Source organism: Acinetobacter terrae, from assembly GCF_013004375.1.
GTDB lineage: Bacteria > Pseudomonadota > Gammaproteobacteria > Pseudomonadales > Moraxellaceae > Acinetobacter > Acinetobacter terrae.
Genome location: NZ_JABERI010000016.1, coordinates 17,992 through 36,195, shown reverse-complemented (window position 1 = coordinate 36,195; position 18,204 = coordinate 17,992). Strand labels below are relative to the sequence as shown.

Annotated in this window: 19 protein-coding genes; 2 read left to right on the top strand and 17 right to left on the bottom strand. The window is 40.1% G+C overall.

Translation table 11 applies throughout. The annotated features are described in order from the left end of the window. Positions 1-160: 160 nt before the first annotated feature. The 11 genes from dnaB to ppsA all read right to left on the bottom strand — a co-directional run bounded on the left by dnaB (position 161) and on the right by ppsA (position 11,687). Positions 161-1,612, bottom strand: a complete 1,452-nt coding sequence (gene dnaB, locus HLH14_RS08420) for a replicative DNA helicase (RefSeq protein WP_067726163.1) — start codon at positions 1,610-1,612, stop codon at positions 161-163. A 250-nt stretch (positions 1,613-1,862) separates the two neighbouring features. Next, positions 1,863-2,309, bottom strand: a complete 447-nt coding sequence (rplI, locus tag HLH14_RS08415) for a 50S ribosomal protein L9 (protein WP_067726165.1) — start codon at positions 2,307-2,309, stop codon at positions 1,863-1,865. A 9-nt stretch (positions 2,310-2,318) separates the two neighbouring features. Beyond that, positions 2,319-2,546, bottom strand: a complete 228-nt coding sequence (gene rpsR, locus HLH14_RS08410; protein ID WP_004676982.1) for a 30S ribosomal protein S18 — start codon at positions 2,544-2,546, stop codon at positions 2,319-2,321. 11 nt (positions 2,547-2,557) lie between these two features. Continuing rightward, entirely contained in the window at positions 2,558-2,944 is a 387-nt protein-coding gene (gene rpsF, locus HLH14_RS08405; protein WP_053578020.1) for a 30S ribosomal protein S6, read from the bottom strand. Between the two features lie 273 nt (positions 2,945-3,217). Next, a complete protein-coding gene (cyoE, locus tag HLH14_RS08400; protein ID WP_067726167.1) occupies positions 3,218-4,096 on the bottom strand; it encodes a heme o synthase in 879 nt (292 codons plus the stop codon). Between the two features lie 10 nt (positions 4,097-4,106). After that, on the bottom strand, positions 4,107-4,433 hold the full coding sequence (gene cyoD, locus HLH14_RS08395) for a cytochrome o ubiquinol oxidase subunit IV (RefSeq protein WP_067726169.1): 327 nt from the start codon (positions 4,431-4,433) through the stop codon (positions 4,107-4,109). Beyond that, positions 4,433-5,050 carry a cytochrome o ubiquinol oxidase subunit III gene (cyoC, locus tag HLH14_RS08390; RefSeq protein WP_067726171.1) on the bottom strand — a complete coding sequence of 206 codons (618 nt, stop codon included), beginning with the start codon at positions 5,048-5,050 and terminating at the stop codon, positions 4,433-4,435. The genes cyoD and cyoC overlap by 1 nt, the downstream gene beginning before the upstream one ends. Before the next feature lie 4 nt (positions 5,051-5,054). Continuing rightward, on the bottom strand, positions 5,055-7,043 hold the full coding sequence (cyoB, locus tag HLH14_RS08385; protein ID WP_067726173.1) for a cytochrome o ubiquinol oxidase subunit I: 1,989 nt from the start codon (positions 7,041-7,043) through the stop codon (positions 5,055-5,057). A 3-nt stretch (positions 7,044-7,046) separates the two neighbouring features. After that, positions 7,047-8,120: a ubiquinol oxidase subunit II gene (gene cyoA, locus HLH14_RS08380; protein ID WP_067726175.1), complete on the bottom strand. Its 1,074-nt coding sequence runs from the start codon at positions 8,118-8,120 to the stop codon at positions 7,047-7,049. Between the two features lie 316 nt (positions 8,121-8,436). Then, entirely contained in the window at positions 8,437-9,207 is a 771-nt protein-coding gene (locus HLH14_RS08375; protein WP_067726177.1) for an RDD family protein, read from the bottom strand. Between the two features lie 101 nt (positions 9,208-9,308). Further along, positions 9,309-11,687, bottom strand: a complete 2,379-nt coding sequence (ppsA, locus tag HLH14_RS08370; protein WP_067726180.1) for a phosphoenolpyruvate synthase — start codon at positions 11,685-11,687, stop codon at positions 9,309-9,311. Positions 11,688-11,841: 154 nt separating this feature from the next. Between ppsA and ppsR the strand changes: the two genes are divergently transcribed. Further along, positions 11,842-12,678: a posphoenolpyruvate synthetase regulatory kinase/phosphorylase PpsR gene (gene ppsR / locus HLH14_RS08365; RefSeq protein WP_067726182.1), complete on the top strand. Its 837-nt coding sequence runs from the start codon at positions 11,842-11,844 to the stop codon at positions 12,676-12,678. 151 nt (positions 12,679-12,829) lie between these two features. Next, entirely contained in the window at positions 12,830-13,516 is a 687-nt protein-coding gene (locus HLH14_RS08360) for a hypothetical protein (RefSeq protein WP_171532897.1), read from the top strand. A gap of 51 nt (positions 13,517-13,567) precedes the next feature. On the opposite strand, the gene HLH14_RS08355 is transcribed toward HLH14_RS08360, so the two are convergent. The 6 genes from HLH14_RS08355 to HLH14_RS08330 all read right to left on the bottom strand — a co-directional run bounded on the left by HLH14_RS08355 (position 13,568) and on the right by HLH14_RS08330 (position 18,080). After that, entirely contained in the window at positions 13,568-14,122 is a 555-nt protein-coding gene (locus HLH14_RS08355; RefSeq protein WP_171532896.1) for an NAD(P)/FAD-dependent oxidoreductase, read from the bottom strand. A gap of 364 nt (positions 14,123-14,486) precedes the next feature. Continuing rightward, positions 14,487-14,963: an inner membrane protein YiaA gene (yiaA, locus tag HLH14_RS08350; protein WP_171532895.1), complete on the bottom strand. Its 477-nt coding sequence runs from the start codon at positions 14,961-14,963 to the stop codon at positions 14,487-14,489. 174 nt (positions 14,964-15,137) lie between these two features. After that, a complete protein-coding gene (locus tag HLH14_RS08345) occupies positions 15,138-16,139 on the bottom strand; it encodes an LLM class flavin-dependent oxidoreductase (protein WP_067726191.1) in 1,002 nt (333 codons plus the stop codon). Between the two features lie 159 nt (positions 16,140-16,298). Then, positions 16,299-16,832 carry a hypothetical protein gene (locus HLH14_RS08340; RefSeq protein ID WP_067726193.1) on the bottom strand — a complete coding sequence of 178 codons (534 nt, stop codon included), beginning with the start codon at positions 16,830-16,832 and terminating at the stop codon, positions 16,299-16,301. 187 nt (positions 16,833-17,019) lie between these two features. Further along, complete coding sequence (locus tag HLH14_RS08335; protein ID WP_086194715.1) at positions 17,020-17,457, bottom strand: hypothetical protein; 438 nt, start codon at positions 17,455-17,457, stop codon at positions 17,020-17,022. 191 nt (positions 17,458-17,648) lie between these two features. Next, on the bottom strand, positions 17,649-18,080 hold the full coding sequence (locus HLH14_RS08330; RefSeq protein WP_067726197.1) for a hypothetical protein: 432 nt from the start codon (positions 18,078-18,080) through the stop codon (positions 17,649-17,651). Between the last annotated feature and the right edge of the window lie 124 nt (positions 18,081-18,204).

Genomic DNA, 18,204 nt, shown 5'->3' with positions numbered 1-18,204 from the left:
GCGGAATATTGTTATTTGATCTTTTCTAATATTTAAGTTGAATGAGCAGTATAAAAAGATGCTGCGCTGAAATCATGTTTCAATTTAAATGATTAAAGAGCAGACTGTGAGAAAATAGTCAGTTAAAAAAAACGAGGTCATCACCTCGTTTTTTTATTACTTATTCTTCATCATTATATTGAGCATAAAACTCTGGTGAAAGGTTACTAAATCGCGTGTATTGACCTTCAAAAGCCAGACGAACTGTACCGATCGGACCGTTACGCTGTTTACCAATAATAATTTCGGCAGTACCGGCTTCTTTCGATTCTTTGTTATAAACCTCATCACGGTAAATAAACATAATCAAATCGGCATCCTGCTCGATCGCACCGGATTCACGAAGGTCAGACATCACAGGGCGTTTGTTTGGTCGGTTTTCCAGTGAACGGTTAAGCTGTGAAAGTGCAATCACCGGACACATCATTTCTTTGGCCAAAGCTTTTAAGCTTCGTGAAATTTCCGAGATCTCACCGACACGGTTGTCGCCCATACCAGGTACTTTCATTAACTGTAGGTAATCGACCATGATACAGCCAATTTTACCACCATGCATTTTCGCAATACGACGTGCGCGGGCGCGTAATTCTGTGGGTGGAAGGGCGGATGAATCATCAATGTACAGGTTTTTTTCTTGAAGTTGTAAAATCGTACCGGTGACTTTGGACCATTCATCACCATCCAGTTTGCCTGAACGTAAATGACCTTGGTGAACTTTACCGTAAGCCGAGATTAAACGCATGGCAATCGAATCTGCTGGCATCTCCATGGAGAATACCAGGGCAGGCAAGTCACAGTTAAACAGCACACTTTCCACCAGGTTCATGGCAAAAGTGGTTTTACCCATAGATGGACGTGCAGCGACAATAATCAAGTCACCCGATTGCATACCCGAAGTTTTATTATCCAGTTCCATAAACCCAGAGGTTAAACCGGTAATGCTGCCTTCCATTTGAGAAAGTTCATTTAACTTGTCAAATACGTCTGCAACCACGGCATTAATGGGTTTTGGACCTTGAGCTTTGGCATTGTTATTATGTTGTTCAGCAATGGAGAAAATATTGGTTTCAGCCAAGTCTAAAATTTCACTGACACTACGACCTTTGGTGTCATAAGCATTCTGTAAAATTTCAGAGCTGACTTTAATCATGCTGCGTAAAGTAGAAAATTCTTTAATTTTATTGGCATAGGTTTCCAGGTTGTAAAAACTGGAAGGTGAGTCTGCCATTAATTGCATTAAATATTCTTCACCACCGACAGCATCAAGCAAATTCTGTTTGATCAGCCAGTCATTGACCAAAACGGCATCGTAAGGCGAGTTTTCTTGGGTTAATTTTTCAATGGCGCGAAAAATATACTTATGACGTGTCGCGTAAAAATCATTTTCACTGAGTACATCACCAACTTGTTCAAAAGATTCAGCAACGGTCATCAGCGCTGCAAGTACAGCTTGCTCGATCGCCAAGTTATGCGGTGGGGTACGGAACTCTTTTAATTGACCTGACTCATTTCCTTTATTATCTACTTTAGATGAGTTAAGCGTAGCTTTAGAATTGGCATTCGCCTGTGACATATAAAACCCTGATTTTAAATGCGATAAATGAGTAATTTAGAAATTGGGACGAATAATGAATTTTCAATGATCTTCGTCTAAACAGATCATACGCGTTCTTTAAAAAAATGCGAATCGAAAATTTCATTTAGCTAAAAACAGTAAAAATAAATTGTATTCACTACTTTTGAGTAAATCTGGATAAGCTATTTTGACTATTTTCAGAGATAAAAAAAGAGCATGCAAAAGCATGCTCTTTTTCTTGCAAAAATTACTCAGATACGATAGTAACGAGAACTTCAGCAATAACATCATGATGCAATTGGATTGCGATGTTGAATTCGCCAGTGTGACGAAGCGCGCCATTTGGAAGACGAACTTCCGCACGGTCAACTTCTAGACCAGCATTTGTCAACGCGTCAGCGATGTCACGAGTACCGATTGAACCGAATAGTTTACCTTCGTCACCAGCTTTAGCAGTGATTACGATGTTAACTTCGTTCAATTGGTCAGCACGTGCTTGAGCAGCAGCTAAAACATCAGCTTCAGCTTTCTCAAGTTCTGCACGACGAGCTTCAAAAGCAGCAGTATTCGACTCAGTCGCTGCTACTGCTTGACCTTGAGGGATAAGGTAGTTGCGGCCGTAACCAGCTTTAACTGAAACTTTATCGCCTAATTTACCAAGGTTTTTAATGCGTTGTAATAAAATAATATCCACAGCTCAACCTCACTTATGATTGTCAGTGTAAGGGATCAAAGCCAAGTAACGAGCTTGTTTAATAGCAAGCGCTAATTGACGTTGGTAACGAGCTTTAGTACCTGTAATACGGCTAGGAACAATCTTGCCGTTTTCAGTGATGTACTGTTTTAAAGTATCGATATCTTTGTAGTCGATGTACGCAACTTTCTCAGCTGTAAAGCGGCAGAACTTGCGACGACGGTAAAAACGTGCCATTAATGTTCTCCTTATGCTTCAGCAGAGTCTTGAGATTGTTGTGCTTCTTCACGTTGTGCTTTACGCGCACGTTTTTCTTCAGCACTTTTAGCAAGCAATGATTCTTCAGTGATTGCGTTTTCACGACGAATAATAACATTACGAAGGATTGCATCGTTATAACGGAACAATTCTTCTAATTCATTAAGCGTAGTTTGACCACATTCAACATTCATTAAAATGTAGTGAGCTTTATGAATTTTGTTAATTGGGTAAGCCAATTGACGACGGCCCCAATCTTCTAAACGGTGAATTTGACCTTCAGCTTCTTTGATGTGAGTTAGGTAACGTTCTACCATACCCACAACTTGATCGCTTTGGTCTGGATGTACCAAAAGTACGATTTCGTAGTGACGCATTGTCAGCTCCTTACGGTTTGTGCAGCCCCTAACTTTTGAAAAGCCAGAAGCAAGGAGTCACAACCAAAGTTGTGTCGCAAAAATTGCGAAGCGTGAATTTTAGTGGTTTTAGGGAGGAATTACAAGGGAATCTTTTTGTAATGATTGATTTGCATACAAGCCTGGACATGCGGAAGCTGGAATAGATGAAAATGGAAGGGGATATTGAATCGGTCTTTTAGAGTAATGAAAATTGAAGGGTGAAAAAAAAGATAGAGTTAAACTCTATCTTTTTTAAAAAAATACGATTTGTGTTGCTGGTGCTTGGGAGGTAAAACTAAAACATATACTGATGATTGTAATCAGAATAACCGAAAACAGGAAAAAGCGTTTTGCCCATAATTGGTCATTTTCAGCTTTAAAGCCAAGTACACCAATATAAAACCAATAAATGCATAACGCGTTTAAAATAACGAGATACAGCCAGTTTACATAACCATATACAAACAAGGCATTCATTGTAATGGTAAATAATACAACATAAATCAGTGATTCAATTTTAGTACGTAAAATGGAACGTGCTACAGGGAGAATCGGAATACCTGCATTTTTGTAGTCATCAAAACGATATACTGCAATCGCCCATGAATGGGGCATTTGCCAAAGTGCATAACCAATAAAGATAAGCAGTGCAGCTAAGTCAAATTCATTACTAACAGCGGTATATCCAATCACTGGTGGGCTTGCACCAGAAATACTTCCAATAACTGTTTGGTGAATTGTTGTGCGTTTTGTCCAAAGGCTATAAAACACCACATAGACTACAAAACCAATCACTGCAAATAAAAAAGCGTACGCATTTACCCAGAACCATAAAATGCTAAAACCAATCACGCCCAGTACTAAGGAATACACCAAAGCCACAGGAACGGAAATGGATTTTTTAACCATCGCACGATTTTGTGTGCGCTGCATTTTTTGGTCGATGTCTTGGTCAATAACGTTATTGACCACACAACCAGAGGCAACAACTAAAGTTGTACCAAGGAGGGTAATAAGCAATAAAAGGAAATCTACAGAACCTTGAGCGGCTAAGAAATAGCCGCCCAAAGTGGTAACAAAGTTACCAAAGAGAATTCCTGGTTTAGTCAGGAATAAATACTTTTTCAGCATGACAATCAGTTTAGATCATCATGTTGTAGTGAAGGTAGTTCATGATCCATACAGAACCCACTAAAAGAATAGCGATGGTTAATATTGTATAAATAAATGCAATCACGTTCCAACGTTGCTCTGAAGAAGAGTTCATGTGCAAGAAGAACATGAGCTGTACTAAAACCTGAGCAACTGCAGTAATAGCAATTACAGTAACCAAAATACCACGTCCAAAGCCACCGCTCATTACCATTCCAAAAGGAATGATAGTGAGAGCAACTGAAAGGATGAAACCGACAGTATATTGTTTTAAGTTACCGTGCGATGCACCAGCAGAAGTGTGATCGTGACTCATTAGAGAACTCCCATCAAGTAAACTACGCTGAATACACAGATCCAAACGATGTCAAGGAAGTGCCAGAACAAGCTTAGGCAAGCAAGACGACGAGTGTTTGGAAGTGTCAAACCATTTTTCTTGATTTGATACATCAACACAAGCATCCATACCAAACCAGAAGTTACGTGAATACCGTGCGTACCAACTAAGGTAAAGAACGCAGATAAGAACGCACTTGTGCTTGGGCCATGGCCAGCGTGTACAAGGTGATTGAACTCATAAAGTTCCATACCGATGAAGGCAGCACCAAATAGCCATGTAATTGCTAACCAAGTTAAAACTTGACCCACATTTTTCTTGTATGAAGCAAGTACGGCAAAACCGAAGGTCACAGAAGAGATCAAGAGAGCGAAAGTTTCAGTTAAAACGAAACCTAAAGAATCACCAAAAAGCTCTTTAGCACTTGGAGTACCAACAGGAATGTGACTGCTTAATACAGCGAACGCGATGAAGAGTGTCCCGAATAGGATCAAGTCACTCATCAAGTAAGTCCAGAAACCAAAGACGGTGATGTCAGTATCATCGTGATGATGCTCATCGTGTCCTTGGTTGTCGTGATGAAGTACTTCAGCCATTGTCTTAGTCCTTCTTCAAGTGTTTTTCAAGAATCGCATAGCGTTCGTTTTCAATGCGTTCTACTTCAGCAGCAGGCACATAGTAATCCACTTTCTTAGTGAATGAACTTACGATAAACGAAACGATAGCACCAATGAATCCAACAGCTACTAACCACCAGATATGCCAGATTAAAGCAAAGCCCATTACAGTAATTAACATTGCAATCACGAAACCAGCCGCACGGTTGGTTGGCATATGAACGTCTTCATACTGAGTTGGTTTGGCATATGCGATGCCATTTTCTTTGTCAGTCCAGAAAGTATCAATACCATTGATCTTAGGAAGATGTGCAAAGTTATAGAAAGGAGCAGGTGAAGAAGTAGCCCATTCTAAAGTACGACCATCCCAGATATCGCCAGTGTTATCGATATTGTTGTTGCGTTGTAAGAAACCAACAATGATTTGCATTAAGAAACATGCAATACCAAGTGCAACAAGAACAGCACCAAAGAGTGCAATAGCAATGTATGGATCCCACTCTGGGTTGTCATATGTATTCAGACGACGAGTCATACCCATGAAACCAAGGATATAAAGTGGCATGAATGCAAAATAGAAACCGAAGAACCAGAACCAGAAAGCTGCTTTGCCCCAAGTTTCATTCAATTTCCAACCAAACATTTTTGGCCAGTAGAAAATGATACCTGCGAACATTGCAAATACTACACCACCAATAATTACGTTATGGAAGTGAGCAATCAAGAATAACGAGTTATGTACCAAGAAGTCCGCTGGTGGAACTGCCATTAATACACCCGTTAAACCACCGATACCAAAAGTCACAAGGAAGCCAAGTGTCCAAAGCATTGGTGTTGTAAAGGTAATGCGACCCTTGTACATGGTGAATAACCAAGAGAAGATTTTCACACCAGTAGGGATGGCAATAATCATGGTCATGATACCGAAGAACGCGTTAACGTTGGCACCAGCACCCATGGTAAAGAAGTGGTGAACCCATACAACGAAAGACAATACTGTGATTGCTACAGTTGCATACACCATTGATTTGTAACCGAACAATGCTTTGCGCGAGAAAGTTGCTACAACTTCTGAGTAAATACCGAATGCAGGTAATACCAAGATGTAAACTTCCGGGTGACCCCAAGTCCAAATCAAGTTTACATACAACATCGGGCTACCACCCAAGTCATTTGTAAAGAAGTGGAAACCGAAGTAACGGTCAAGCGTTAACATTGCAATAGTTGCAGTTAACACAGGGAAAGCTGCAATGATCAATACTGCTGTACATAAAGATGTCCAGGTAAAGATCGGCATATCCATCAGTGTCATGCCAGGTGCGCGCATTTTAATGATGGTAACAAAGAAGTTAACACCGGTTAAAAGCGTACCCAAGCCTGAAATTTGAAGTGCCCAGATATAGTAGTCAACACCTACGCCCGGAGAATATTCAATGCCTGATAGTGGAGGGTAAGCCATCCAACCAGTTGCAGCGAATTCACCCAGTGCAAGAGAAGCCATCATCAGACCCGCAGCGCCGGCAAATAACCAGAAACTTAGAGAGTTCAATAATGGGAAGGCAACGTCACGAGCACCAATCTGTAATGGTACAGAGATGTTCATTAAGCCGACTACAAGACCCATCGCTACGAAGAAGATCATGATTACGCCATGGGCAGTAAAGATCTGATCGTAATGTTCAGGATGTAAATAGCCTTCACCACCACCTTTTGCAAGGAACTGCTGAAGACGCATCATGATCGCATCTGCAAAACCACGAACTAACATGATTACAGAGACGAAGATATACATGATACCAATTTTTTTATGGTCTACAGAAGTGAACCATTCAGTCCACAAGTAGTTCCATTTTTTAAAGTAGGTAATCCCTGCAACGACTGCAAGGCCACCTAGGATCATCATCGCAACAGTCACCAATACAATTGGATCGTGTGGAATTGAATCCGGACCTAACTTACCTAATAAGCTCATGTCTTATTCCTCTACAGAAGCTGCAGTCGCATGTTCAACATTTGCATGAGCATCAGAAGCAGCAGCTTCATGACCAGCAGTTGCTGAATGGTCAGCACCGTGGTAATTACTCATGTATCTGTTAATCACTGATTCGAACAATTTAGGCTCTACTGAAGAATAATAAGTCACTGGATGTGGCTTAGTCGGATAAGACTTCATTGCTTCAGCAGCAGCCTTTTCTTCAGGAGTTTGGGCATTCACAACCATTGCTTCGATTTGGTGCTTAGAACGGTTACCGTCACGTAAAGCTGCAAATTCAGCTTGGTCTAAAACAGCTTTTTGAACTGCATTAGGATTTACTGAAGTACCGTTGCCTGCTTTAACTGCTGCTACCCATTCAGCAAACTGAGCATCTGTCACAGAATGAGCACGGAAGCGCATTTGTGAGAAGCCATAACCTGAATAGTTAGAAGAGAAACCGCGGTAGCCTTCAGCTGGGCTAGTTTCGTCTGCCAAGAAGTTCAAGTGAGTCTGCATACCCGCCATTGCATAAATCTGACCAGACAATGCAGGGATAAAGAACGAGTTCATTGTGAAGTTGGAAGTTAAACGAAGACTAACCGGAGTTTTCTCTGGGAAGCGAATTTCGTTAACAGTCGCAATGTTTTGTTCAGGGTAGATGAAGATCCATTTGAATTGTTCAGCAATAACTTGAACAGTTAAAGGTGCTTTATCAGATTCGACCGGACGGTATGGGTCATACTTGTGGGAACCCCACCAAGTTAACCACGCTAGAATACCAATAATAATGACAGGTATACCCCATACTACAATTTCAATTGCAGTTGAGTGTGCCCATGTAGGTTTATAGTCTGCATCTTTATTCGATGCGCGATATTTCCATCCAAACCACAATGCCATAATTGCTGATGGAATGACCACCAAAAGCATTAAATAGATCGCAGTCATCATCAAGTCAGATTGACCTTGAGCAACTGGACCTTTTGAGTTTAGAAGTACCATATCACCGCCACACCCAGTCAAGAGTGCAGCCATCGCAGATAAAGACAATACAGCTAAAATTGTTTGTCTCATTTTACAACCTCGGTGAAGAGTCCCATTCCCTAATTTAATATGGGATAGCGATTAAAGTGTCGCATGATTGGAAATATTTTATTTTCACTTAGAAATTCTAAGCATAGAAAATCCTTCCCAATCATGAGGCACCGCTACGTTGTGAGGCATTATGCCTCATATTGTTGAACTAAGCTATATGTAAAGAGGCTTTAAATGACTGTTATAAAAACTGATTTTTTTACTCGGAATTAAACTTTCAAGATAGTAATTTTATTTTAATATCAATATTCTGGGGAAAAACAGGGATATAAAATAATCCCTGTTTCTTGTATGATTATTGTTTGACCACTTTGGTTTTGGCGAGCTTATCATGCAAAGTTTGGCGTTTTTCGCCAATAGCAAAAACATGGTCAAGGATGGTGATAAACGGCATAAACAGCAAATTTAAAATAATAAAGATGAAACTGCGTAAGGTGAATGCACGCATTAAGCTTACTTTCTCACCACTTTCCACATCTACAATTTTGATTTTGGTTAGTTTTTTGCCAATACTTTGCCCAGATTTCGCCAACATAAATGCCTGAATTCCAAGCATAATAATGATGTAGATGAGCATTGCTTGCCAAGCTTCTGCTGGAATAAGGGTAAATAATTGCTGTTGTAACTGGACTGCTTGAGTTGATGTGTCTGCAGACTGCATCTTTTGCTGAATTTCTGATAACTGATTAACTTGATCCGGTTTTAGGAAAAAAGATGGAATGGCAGCTGCAGGCAACCAGAGCAATAAATCGATAATTTTTGCTAAGACTCGTGTGCTAATTGAAGCGAGCTCATTATTTTGTGCTGCTTTTTTTTCAACATGTATTTTGTTAAAGCTGGAGTTCTGGAAAGGGGGTTGCTCAGGGATAGGTGCGGGAGCTATATAACCTTCAGGTTGATATACAAGTTTACCTTGGGTTAATTCACCTAAAGCTTTCCATTCGGTCATGCCTTGGTGCCAAGCCAAATCTGTAAGCAGAACTTGCTGACTAGCGAGCATTTGATTTAACTGCTCTAAGGTGTATGGACCAGCTTGTTGATTATTACGAGCCAAGTAAATTTGCATAAATATTAAATCTCAAAACGTAAATTAGGTTTGTATAGCAAACCCTTAAATTATAGATGAAAAAAAAGACCCAAATGTGGGTCTTTTTTTAACATAGTTTCTTAAACTTGTTGAGCTTTTTCTTCAGCAAGGAAGAACCATGTGTCTAAAACCGAGTCTGGGTTTAAAGAAACCGACTCAATACCTTGCTCCATCAACCATTTAGCAAGATCTGGATGGTCAGAAGGACCTTGACCACAAATACCTACATATTTGCCTGCTTTACGGCATGCATGAATCGCCATAGAAAGTAGCGCTTTAACCGCTGGATCGCGTTCGTCAAACAGGTGAGAAACGATACCAGAGTCACGGTCAAGACCGAGTGTTAACTGAGTCAAGTCGTTAGAACCGATAGAGAAGCCATCGAAGTGTTCAAGGAACTGTTCAGCTAACAATGCGTTAGTTGGCAATTCACACATCATGATCACTTTAAGGCCGTTTTCACCGCGTTTAAGACCATTAAGCGCTAATAACTCGATCACACGTTTCGCTTCAGCAACTGTACGTACGAAAGGAATCATGATTTGAATATTTGTTAAGCCCATTTCGTCACGTGCTTTCTTCAATGCACGGCATTCAAGTTCGAAGCAGTCACGGAAGTTGTCAGAAACGTAACGACTCGCGCCACGGAAACCAAGCATTGGGTTTTCTTCTTCTGGCTCGTATAACTTGCCACCGATCAAGTTTGCATATTCATTTGACTTGAAGTCAGACATACGAACGATCACTGGTTTGTCAGCGAAAGCAGCAGCAAGCGTCGAAATACCTTCAACCAATTTTTCTACATAGAATTCGATTGGAGAAGAGTAACCCGCAGTACGTGCCATTACAGCGGCACGAGTTTCGCGTGGAAGGCTGTCAATATTCAATAACGCTTTAGGATGCACACCAATCATACGGTTGATGATGAATTCTAAACGTGCAAGACCAATACCTTCGTTTGGAATTTGAGCGAAGTCAAATGCACGGTCAGGGTTACCAACGTTCATCATAACTTTGAACGGAAGTGCTGGCATAGATTCGATAGAGTTACGTTGAACTTCGAAATCTAAAGCACCTTCGTAGATGAAGCCTGTATCACCTTCAGCACAAGAAACGGTTACTTCTTGACCATCAGTAAGTACTTCAGTTGCATTACCACAACCCACGATTGCTGGAACACCAAGCTCACGTGCAATGATTGCTGCGTGACAAGTACGACCACCACGATTGGTTACAATCGCAGCTGCACGTTTCATTACTGGTTCCCAGTCTGGGTCAGTCATGTCAGATACAAGAACGTCACCGTCTTGTACTTTGTCCATTTCTTTGATTGAAGAAACGATACGTACTTTACCAGAACCGATACGTTGACCAATTGAACGACCTTCACAAATCACAGTACCTTTTTGTTTAAGCAGGTAGCGTTCCATTGTGCCGACATTTTCACGGCTTTTTACTGTTTCAGGACGTGCTTGAACGATATAGATTTGACCGTCGTCGCCATCTTTCGCCCATTCGATGTCCATTGGTGAACCGTAATGGTTTTCAATGATCAATGCTTGTTTAGCAAGTTCTTGAAGTTCGTGATCATTTAACGCAAATTGTTGGCGTTCTGCTTTTTCAACGTCTACAACAACCACAGATTTACCAGCAGAAGCTTCTTCGCCATAAATCATTTTTTGGTGTTTAGAGCCAAGATTACGACGCAGAATAGAATGTTTACCAGCGTTTAATAATGGTTTAGACAGGTAGAATTCGTCAGGGTTTACCGCACCTTGAACAACCATTTCACCCAAACCATAAGATGCAGTAATAAATACCACATCACGGAAACCAGATTCTGTATCAAGTGTAAACATTACACCTGCAGCACCAGTTTCAGAACGTACCATACGTTGAATACCCGCAGAAAGGGCAACAACTTCATGTTTGAAGTTTTGGTGTACGCGGTATGAAATTGCGCGGTCATTATATAAAGATGCAAAAACTTCTTTAATCGCGATCAATACATTGTCGATACCACGGATATTCAAGAATGTTTCTTGCTGGCCGGCAAAAGAAGCATCGGGTAAGTCTTCTGCAGTTGCAGATGAACGAACGGCAACCGCGATGTCAGGGTTGCCGTTAGATAATTCAGCGAAAGCGTTGCGAACTTCTTTTTCGAGTTCTGCTGTAAGCGGAGTATCGACAATCCATTGGCGAATTTTAGCGCCAGCTACTGCAAGAGCATTTACGTCATCAACATTTAAAGTTGATAGCTCTGCCTGAATTTTAGCGTTTAGGCCACTTTGCTCGAGAAATTCACGATAAGCAGCCGCAGTCGTTGCAAAACCACCTGGTACTGACACACCAGCATTGGATAAATGGCTGATCATTTCACCTAAAGATGAGTTTTTCCCACCTACAAGTTCAACGTCGTGCTTCCCTAATTTTTCTAGACCAATTACGCGCGCTTCCAAAGTTGTTACTCCACTTTTGCAGTATTAATCACTATCTTGGCATGAAATTATAACAAATCGCGTGGCTTTTTGATTTAACTCGGCGACAGTCATGTAAGATCGGTTTACTATAAAGATTTTACAGTACTTAGACAAATATTTAAGGAGAATTTTAATGTCAGAAGGTAAACAGATTAAGCGCAGTGTATTTTTTATCTCTGATGGTACGGCAATTACCGCTGAAACCCTTGGACATTCACTGTTAGCACAGTTTCCTCATGTTAATTTTGACATTCATATTATTCCTTATATTAGCTCTGAAGAAGCTGCAATGAATGTGGTTGCAGAAATCAATCAGCGCGCTGATCGTGATGGGCAGCAACCCTTGGTTTTTGATACCCTGGTAGACCCCTATGTACGTGACATTATTAACACTGCGAATGCAGTAAATCTTGATGTATTTGAAGGGCTTATTGGTAAGTTGTCTGAGGTTTTAGGTACTCCTCCTACAACTTTAGTCGGACAAACCCATGCAGTGACCGATTCTGAGTCGTATAAAGCCCGTATTGATGCGGTGCATTTTGCCTTAGACAACGATGATGGGGCACGTACCCGCCATTATGACAAAGCCGATTTAATTCTGATTGGCGTATCACGTTCAGGCAAAACGCCAACCTCGATTTATTTGTCATTACAATTTGGCATTCGTGTGGCGAACTATCCGTTAACCGAAGAAGACCTGGATGACAACCGTTTGCCTGCAGTATTGCGTCCACATAAAAGTAAACTGTTTGGTTTAATGATTGATGCGGAGCGTCTTGTAGCGATTCGTACTGAGCGCAAGGCAAACAGCCGTTATGCAAGTTTCAGTCAATGTCTGATGGAACTTCGTGCGGTTGAAGGAATTTATATTTCTGAAGGCATTAAATATTTGAACGTTTCGGAAATGTCGATTGAAGAAATTTCAACCCGTGTTTTACAAATGACAGGTCTTAAACGTCGTATTGGTTAAAGTGAAAGTAGAGTTAAATTAATCTTTAACTCTACTTTAAATAATCGAAAAATATGAGGATTGTTATATGTATAAAATATTAAAGCTAAAAACAATTACTCTTTTTTTCGCTATGTTGAGCCTGGTAAATAGCCAGACTTTTGCAGAATCTGTGGCAAATTTTGAAACCGATATCATCAATAAATATTATAAAACCAGTTTGACTGATCGCTATGAGAATGACGGCATTAACCAAGAAGTGGCATCAAAATTCGCAAATTTTATTGAGAAAAATTCACAAAGTTTTGAATACCCATTTAAAAAATTACTCGATAAAAATCTACTTTTATTGAATTACAGTCCTGATCGAAAGCTCAAGTTTTATACATTTAATATTTCTGCTGGTGGCTCAATGCGTGAATTTGAGTCTTATGTGCAGTTTAAACAGGGCAGAAAAGTCATTACACACGCACTCAATGATGGGGGGGGTATTAAAGCAATTCGTCAAACTCAATTGAATAATATTCCAACCTATCTTGTTTCTAAAACTTATATTGGGAGTGGTTGTGAAGGGCAATATGGCATTCAGGCGACTCAAATTAAAAATGCCCAATATAAAAGTGTGAATGTCTTTAAGACTAAAACAAAAGCACTTGATCACATTAATGTCGCTTATGACTGTAATTATTATCCCAAAAATATAGAACCTTTTGATATGGATCGACACTATATTCGTGTATCTCCAGATCTTCAAAAAATTGATATTCTAGTGATTAAGCCATCAGGTGAATTGACACAAAATTATTTGCGTTATCAAAAGAATAACAACAATTATAAATATATCGGTACAGTGAAATAAATTGATCGATAAAAGAAGAGGCATATCAGCCTCTTTTTTTATGCTTAAAACTTAATAGGTCGTAATGATTACGTCGACCAAGTGTTCAACACCTTCCATGCTTTGTACGGCTTGCTCTGTAATTTTAACCACTGGCCAAGTAATTAACTTACAGTTTTCACGCTGTAATGCTGCATAGTAAGTATCTGACTTAAAGAACACTTTATTTTCACTTGCCGAGTTGGGCATTAACTGACGTTTTAACCAGTTGTCTTTCAATTGTGATTCAAGATAGCGAATAGCCAATAATGATTTGACACGATTATTAAATAAGCGGCGATTTTTAATAATTAAAGGATGTGAAAGCAGTCTATGAATGCCTTTTTCGGTGTGTGGCAAAATAAAATGCGGGGTAATTTGAAATATTTTAACCAATTTTGCCTGATTACAGATTTGATCTAAATGCGTCACTGTCATTTGATTTGCACCCACAATGGCAACATTTAAATTGGAAAAATCAAAGTGTTTAATATCTTCTGATGAAACAATTTTTCCCTTAAATTTTTGAAAAAAATCGGGTGTATTCTGAAAGAAACCATCCAATGGATCTTTTTTCTTGTTAACCATTTACATATCCTTTCTTATTTTTACTTTGTCGCGGTCGGTTCTACAGTTCTTTGGTATATCCAAGTTGGAACTTTTGGTAAAGATTTTTCTGAAATCTGGTCAGTCATCGCAACTATGTTGTTGTTTCGAATGTGGATTAATTTTTGCTTATGATTTAGGCTGTTATGCGTTCAGGATAAAATAATTTAATATCAATCGTTACAATGACTCTAATTTGATTTTCCTTACCATCATAGAAAATTCACCGTGGCAGAGTGATTCTCGTCTGCTTTATCTTCATAGTTTTTTAATGGTGAACTGATAAAAAATAAAGACTTGCCAGTAAGGGACAAGTCTTAGCTTTATTCTTGATGCTTATAGAAGCTTAGTTTTTTTCTTCATCATTTTCTATATGTTGAAATTGTGTATTGGAGTAATTGGGGACACTTGGTGGCTGGGTATGTGTTCTGAGATAGTCTAAATCGCGAATATTTTTTTGCACCGCAACTGCACCAAATAAACTCAGTAAAAAAGCCATGATATAAAATCCTTTTTCACTTAATTCAAGTGAGGCATTCCATAGACCAATGGCAAGCAATGTGATACAGATCACGATTGATGCCCAGCAAAGTCCAAAATAAATCGCAGTCACCTGAATGCCTTCGAGTTTATCGCGGACAATTTTTTGCAAAGATACAGCGGCGAATAAACCATATAAAATCAGGATTAAATAATAGCCTTTTTCATTCAGTAACATTGACGCATTAAATAAGCCGATGATATATGCAGCTGCACCCGTGATAAGCGCAACCCAACTTACAGCAATAAATGCAGAGCTAGGTTTATTAATATATTGATTCATTCTATTTTCCATTTTTGTATTCGATTGTTTTTATAAAGCTATTATGTCTAAGCTAAACAAGATCACAAATGTTGTCCAATTGAATCGGCATAAAATAGATAAGATGATCAGCTGAATAGACATTTAACATAAAAAATAGCACCTACACAGGTGCTATTGGGGATTTTAAAAGTATCAAGAATTTTTGATATCCATTAATAATTCAAAGTTCTGAATACGTTTATCTGTGTCGTAAATGTCACAGGTAAAAATGAATTCATCGACATTATATTTTTCTAACAGCTTTTCTAAACCGGCTTTGACTGTCTCTGGTGAACCAATTTGTGCCATCGCATAAAAGTTATCGACTGACATTTTTTCTGCAGGTGACCAAATTCCTTCCATGGTTTCAACAGGGGCTTTGAGTTTTAAGCTTTGTCCACGCATTAAGCCCAGTACACGTTGATAGGCACTGGTCGCCAGATATTGAGCTTCTTCATCTGTTTGAGCAACCACAGTTGGAACACCCATGGAAACATACGGTCGATCCAGATATTCAGAAGGTTCAAAGTTTTCTCTATACAGTTTGATCGCTTGATCCAGCATGCGTGGCGCAAAATGTGAGGCAAATGAATAGGGAAGTCCTAATTTTGCAGCCAGTTGTGCACTGAATAAACTTGAACCTAAAAGCCAGACTGGAACATGGGTACTTTGTCCCGGTGTTGCAACAATACGTTGATGTGGTGCCGGTTCTTTAAAGTACTGCAGGATTTCAAGCACATCTTGGGGAAATTGATCTTCAGTTTCCTGGCGACCACGACGTAAGGCACGCATCGTGACCTGATCTGTACCTGGGGCACGTCCTAAACCGAGTTCAACACGATTCGGATAAAGGGTTGCCAAAGTACCAAATTGTTCTGCAACCACTAAAGGTGCGTGGTTGGGCAACATAATGCCACCCGAACCGACTTTTAAAATAGTAGTATTTGCTAAGATATAACCCAGTAAAACCGCAGTTGCTGAACTGGCAATACCATCCATATTATGATGTTCTGCAAGCCAGAGACGTTTATAGCCTAATTGTTCGGCTTTTTGTGCCACTTCCAAAGCATGATGCAGTGAAAATTGAATGCTTTTATCATCACGGACGGGTGCAAGTTCAAGAATTGCAAATTGGATGTCTTTTAATGAACGCATTGTTTTTCTCAAATATGAAATCTAAGAAAAGCATACGATGACTGAGTGAATTTGTATATCGTTTTTTTTCGATATATTGAAATTGTGAGTATGAATTAAGTAATTGCGGGGCGTATATAAAAAAAGCACCCGAAGGTGCTTTAAATTGAATTTTTGCAATTAACGACGTTTGTTCCAGCCTACATGACGACCATTGTCGTGGCGGTCACTGTAACGGTAACTATTATTACGGCGGTCATAGCGATCATTATAGCGACGGTCGTCACGATCATATCGATCATCATAACGACGCTCATCACGATCGTAGCGATCATCATAACGGCGGTCTTCACTGACTTTTTTACCCAGTAATGCACCACCTGCTGAACCTAAGCCGGCGCCAATATAACCACCATTGGTACCACCCATGTTTTTACCTACGGTATAGCCACCCGCACCACCCAAAGCACCGCCGATCACGGCACCAGTACGGTCACGTTTGTTAGAAGAAACACCAGCACCTGCACCACCACCAATAGCGGAACCTATCATTGCGCCCGTAGTACCGCCCATTTGTTTACCGACTGCGGCACCGACGACACCACCTAAGGCAGAAGTTAAGGCTGTATTTGTGGTATTGCCTGCATTGGCTGTAGTCATCGTTAAAGCGGATGACGTCACTACAGCAGCAAGAATGATTGAATTAAATTTCATGGCAAACTCCTTTTTGAAGCTTTTGTTATCTCTTAAGTTAAATGTAATAAAAAATGTGGAAAGGAAGATGGATGAGTTGTTACTTGTTTGTATTTTTTTTCTTCCTGATTTATTCATAATTAGTCATGCATCATCATGATAAAATTAAAAAAGCACCCGAAGGTGCTTTAAAATTTAAATCTGAAAATTAACGACGATTGTAGCGACGGTTGTTATAACTATTATAACGGCGGTCTGTACGATCATCATAACGACGGTCTTCGCTGACTTTTTTACCCAGTACCGAACCACCGGCAGCGCCTAAAGCAGAACCGATATAGCCGCCATTTGTACCGCCAATGCTTTTACCTACAGTGTAACCACCCACACCACCTAAACCACCACCGATTGCAGCGCCAGTACGGTCACGTTTATTGGCTGAAACAGCAGCACCACCAGCACCACCAAGTGCAGAACCAATCATGGCACCTGTATTGCCGCCCATTTGTTTACCCACCGCTGTACCCACTACGCTACCAAGCGCAGAGGTTAAAGCAACATTGGTCGTATTGCCTGCATAAGTTGTTGTAGTGGCAATAGCAGATGTTGCAATGACTGTAGCAAATAAAATTGAATTAAATTTCATGGTGAACTCCAGTTGGAATCTTTTGTTATCTCTTAAGTCTAAGATAGTAGAAAGCGTTGCATTGAAGATGGATGGCTTGTTAATCGTTTGTATTTTTCTCTTCCAAATTTATCCATAATTAACAAGTAATAATGATGATGCAAAAAAAAGCACCCGAAGGTGCTTTTTAAGTTCAGCCGAACGGTGATGAATTAACGATGGCTGCGACGGTATTTTTTAGAATGTTTTTTGTAAGAGCGTTGGTCAGCACGACGGTCTTCTGATACTTTTTTCCCGAGAACTGAACCACCGGCAGCACCTAAAGCTGAACCAACATAACCACCCGTTGTTCCGCCCATGCTTTTACCTACAGTGTAACCACCAACACCACCTAAACCACCGCCGATTGCAGCGCCAGTACGGTTACGTCGGTCAGCAGAAACTGCAGCACCACCAGCGCCACCAATTGCAGAACCGATCATTGCGCCAGTATTACCACCCATTTGCTTACCAAGAGCAGTACCTGCGACACTACCTAAAGCAGAAGTTGCAGCAATACGAGTTGAATTGTCGGCATGAGCATTAACTGCCATCATTGATGATGCAGCTAAAGTTGCGCTTAATAATAATGCATTCAGTTTCATAGTTAACTCCGTGTCCAAAAAAGCGGACGTTGTCAGTCAGTTATTTCGATGGAGCAAATGTAACAAAAAGATTTTCGAGAAATGTGGAGACGAGCAAGCATAGTTGTGGCGTTTAGTGTCTGCT

What these genes read in the sequence shown, in the direction of transcription:
- HLH14_RS08375 (WP_067726177.1), bottom strand. Translation starts at nt 9,207, where the DNA reads ATGCAAATTTACTTGGCTCGTAATAATCAACAAGCTGGTCCATACACC.
- cyoA (WP_067726175.1), bottom strand. Translation starts at nt 8,120, where the DNA reads ATGAGACAAACAATTTTAGCTGTATTGTCTTTATCTGCGATGGCTGCA.
- rpsR (WP_004676982.1), bottom strand. Translation starts at nt 2,546, where the DNA reads ATGGCACGTTTTTACCGTCGTCGCAAGTTCTGCCGCTTTACAGCTGAG.
- HLH14_RS08345 (WP_067726191.1), bottom strand. Translation starts at nt 16,139, where the DNA reads ATGCGTTCATTAAAAGACATCCAATTTGCAATTCTTGAACTTGCACCC.
- HLH14_RS08355 (WP_171532896.1), bottom strand. Translation starts at nt 14,122, where the DNA reads ATGGTTAACAAGAAAAAAGATCCATTGGATGGTTTCTTTCAGAATACA.
- HLH14_RS08335 (WP_086194715.1), bottom strand. Translation starts at nt 17,457, where the DNA reads ATGAAATTTAATTCAATTTTATTTGCTACAGTCATTGCAACATCTGCT.
- cyoE (WP_067726167.1), bottom strand. Translation starts at nt 4,096, where the DNA reads ATGCTGAAAAAGTATTTATTCCTGACTAAACCAGGAATTCTCTTTGGT.
- cyoC (WP_067726171.1), bottom strand. Translation starts at nt 5,050, where the DNA reads ATGGCTGAAGTACTTCATCACGACAACCAAGGACACGATGAGCATCAT.
- HLH14_RS08340 (WP_067726193.1), bottom strand. Translation starts at nt 16,832, where the DNA reads ATGAAATTTAATTCAATCATTCTTGCTGCTGTAGTGACGTCATCCGCT.
- ppsR (WP_067726182.1), top strand. Translation starts at nt 11,842, where the DNA reads ATGTCAGAAGGTAAACAGATTAAGCGCAGTGTATTTTTTATCTCTGAT.
- dnaB (WP_067726163.1), bottom strand. Translation starts at nt 1,612, where the DNA reads ATGTCACAGGCGAATGCCAATTCTAAAGCTACGCTTAACTCATCTAAA.
- yiaA (WP_171532895.1), bottom strand. Translation starts at nt 14,963, where the DNA reads ATGAATCAATATATTAATAAACCTAGCTCTGCATTTATTGCTGTAAGT.
- cyoD (WP_067726169.1), bottom strand. Translation starts at nt 4,433, where the DNA reads ATGAGTCACGATCACACTTCTGCTGGTGCATCGCACGGTAACTTAAAA.
- rpsF (WP_053578020.1), bottom strand. Translation starts at nt 2,944, where the DNA reads ATGCGTCACTACGAAATCGTACTTTTGGTACATCCAGACCAAAGCGAT.
- cyoB (WP_067726173.1), bottom strand. Translation starts at nt 7,043, where the DNA reads ATGAGCTTATTAGGTAAGTTAGGTCCGGATTCAATTCCACACGATCCA.
- HLH14_RS08330 (WP_067726197.1), bottom strand. Translation starts at nt 18,080, where the DNA reads ATGAAACTGAATGCATTATTATTAAGCGCAACTTTAGCTGCATCATCA.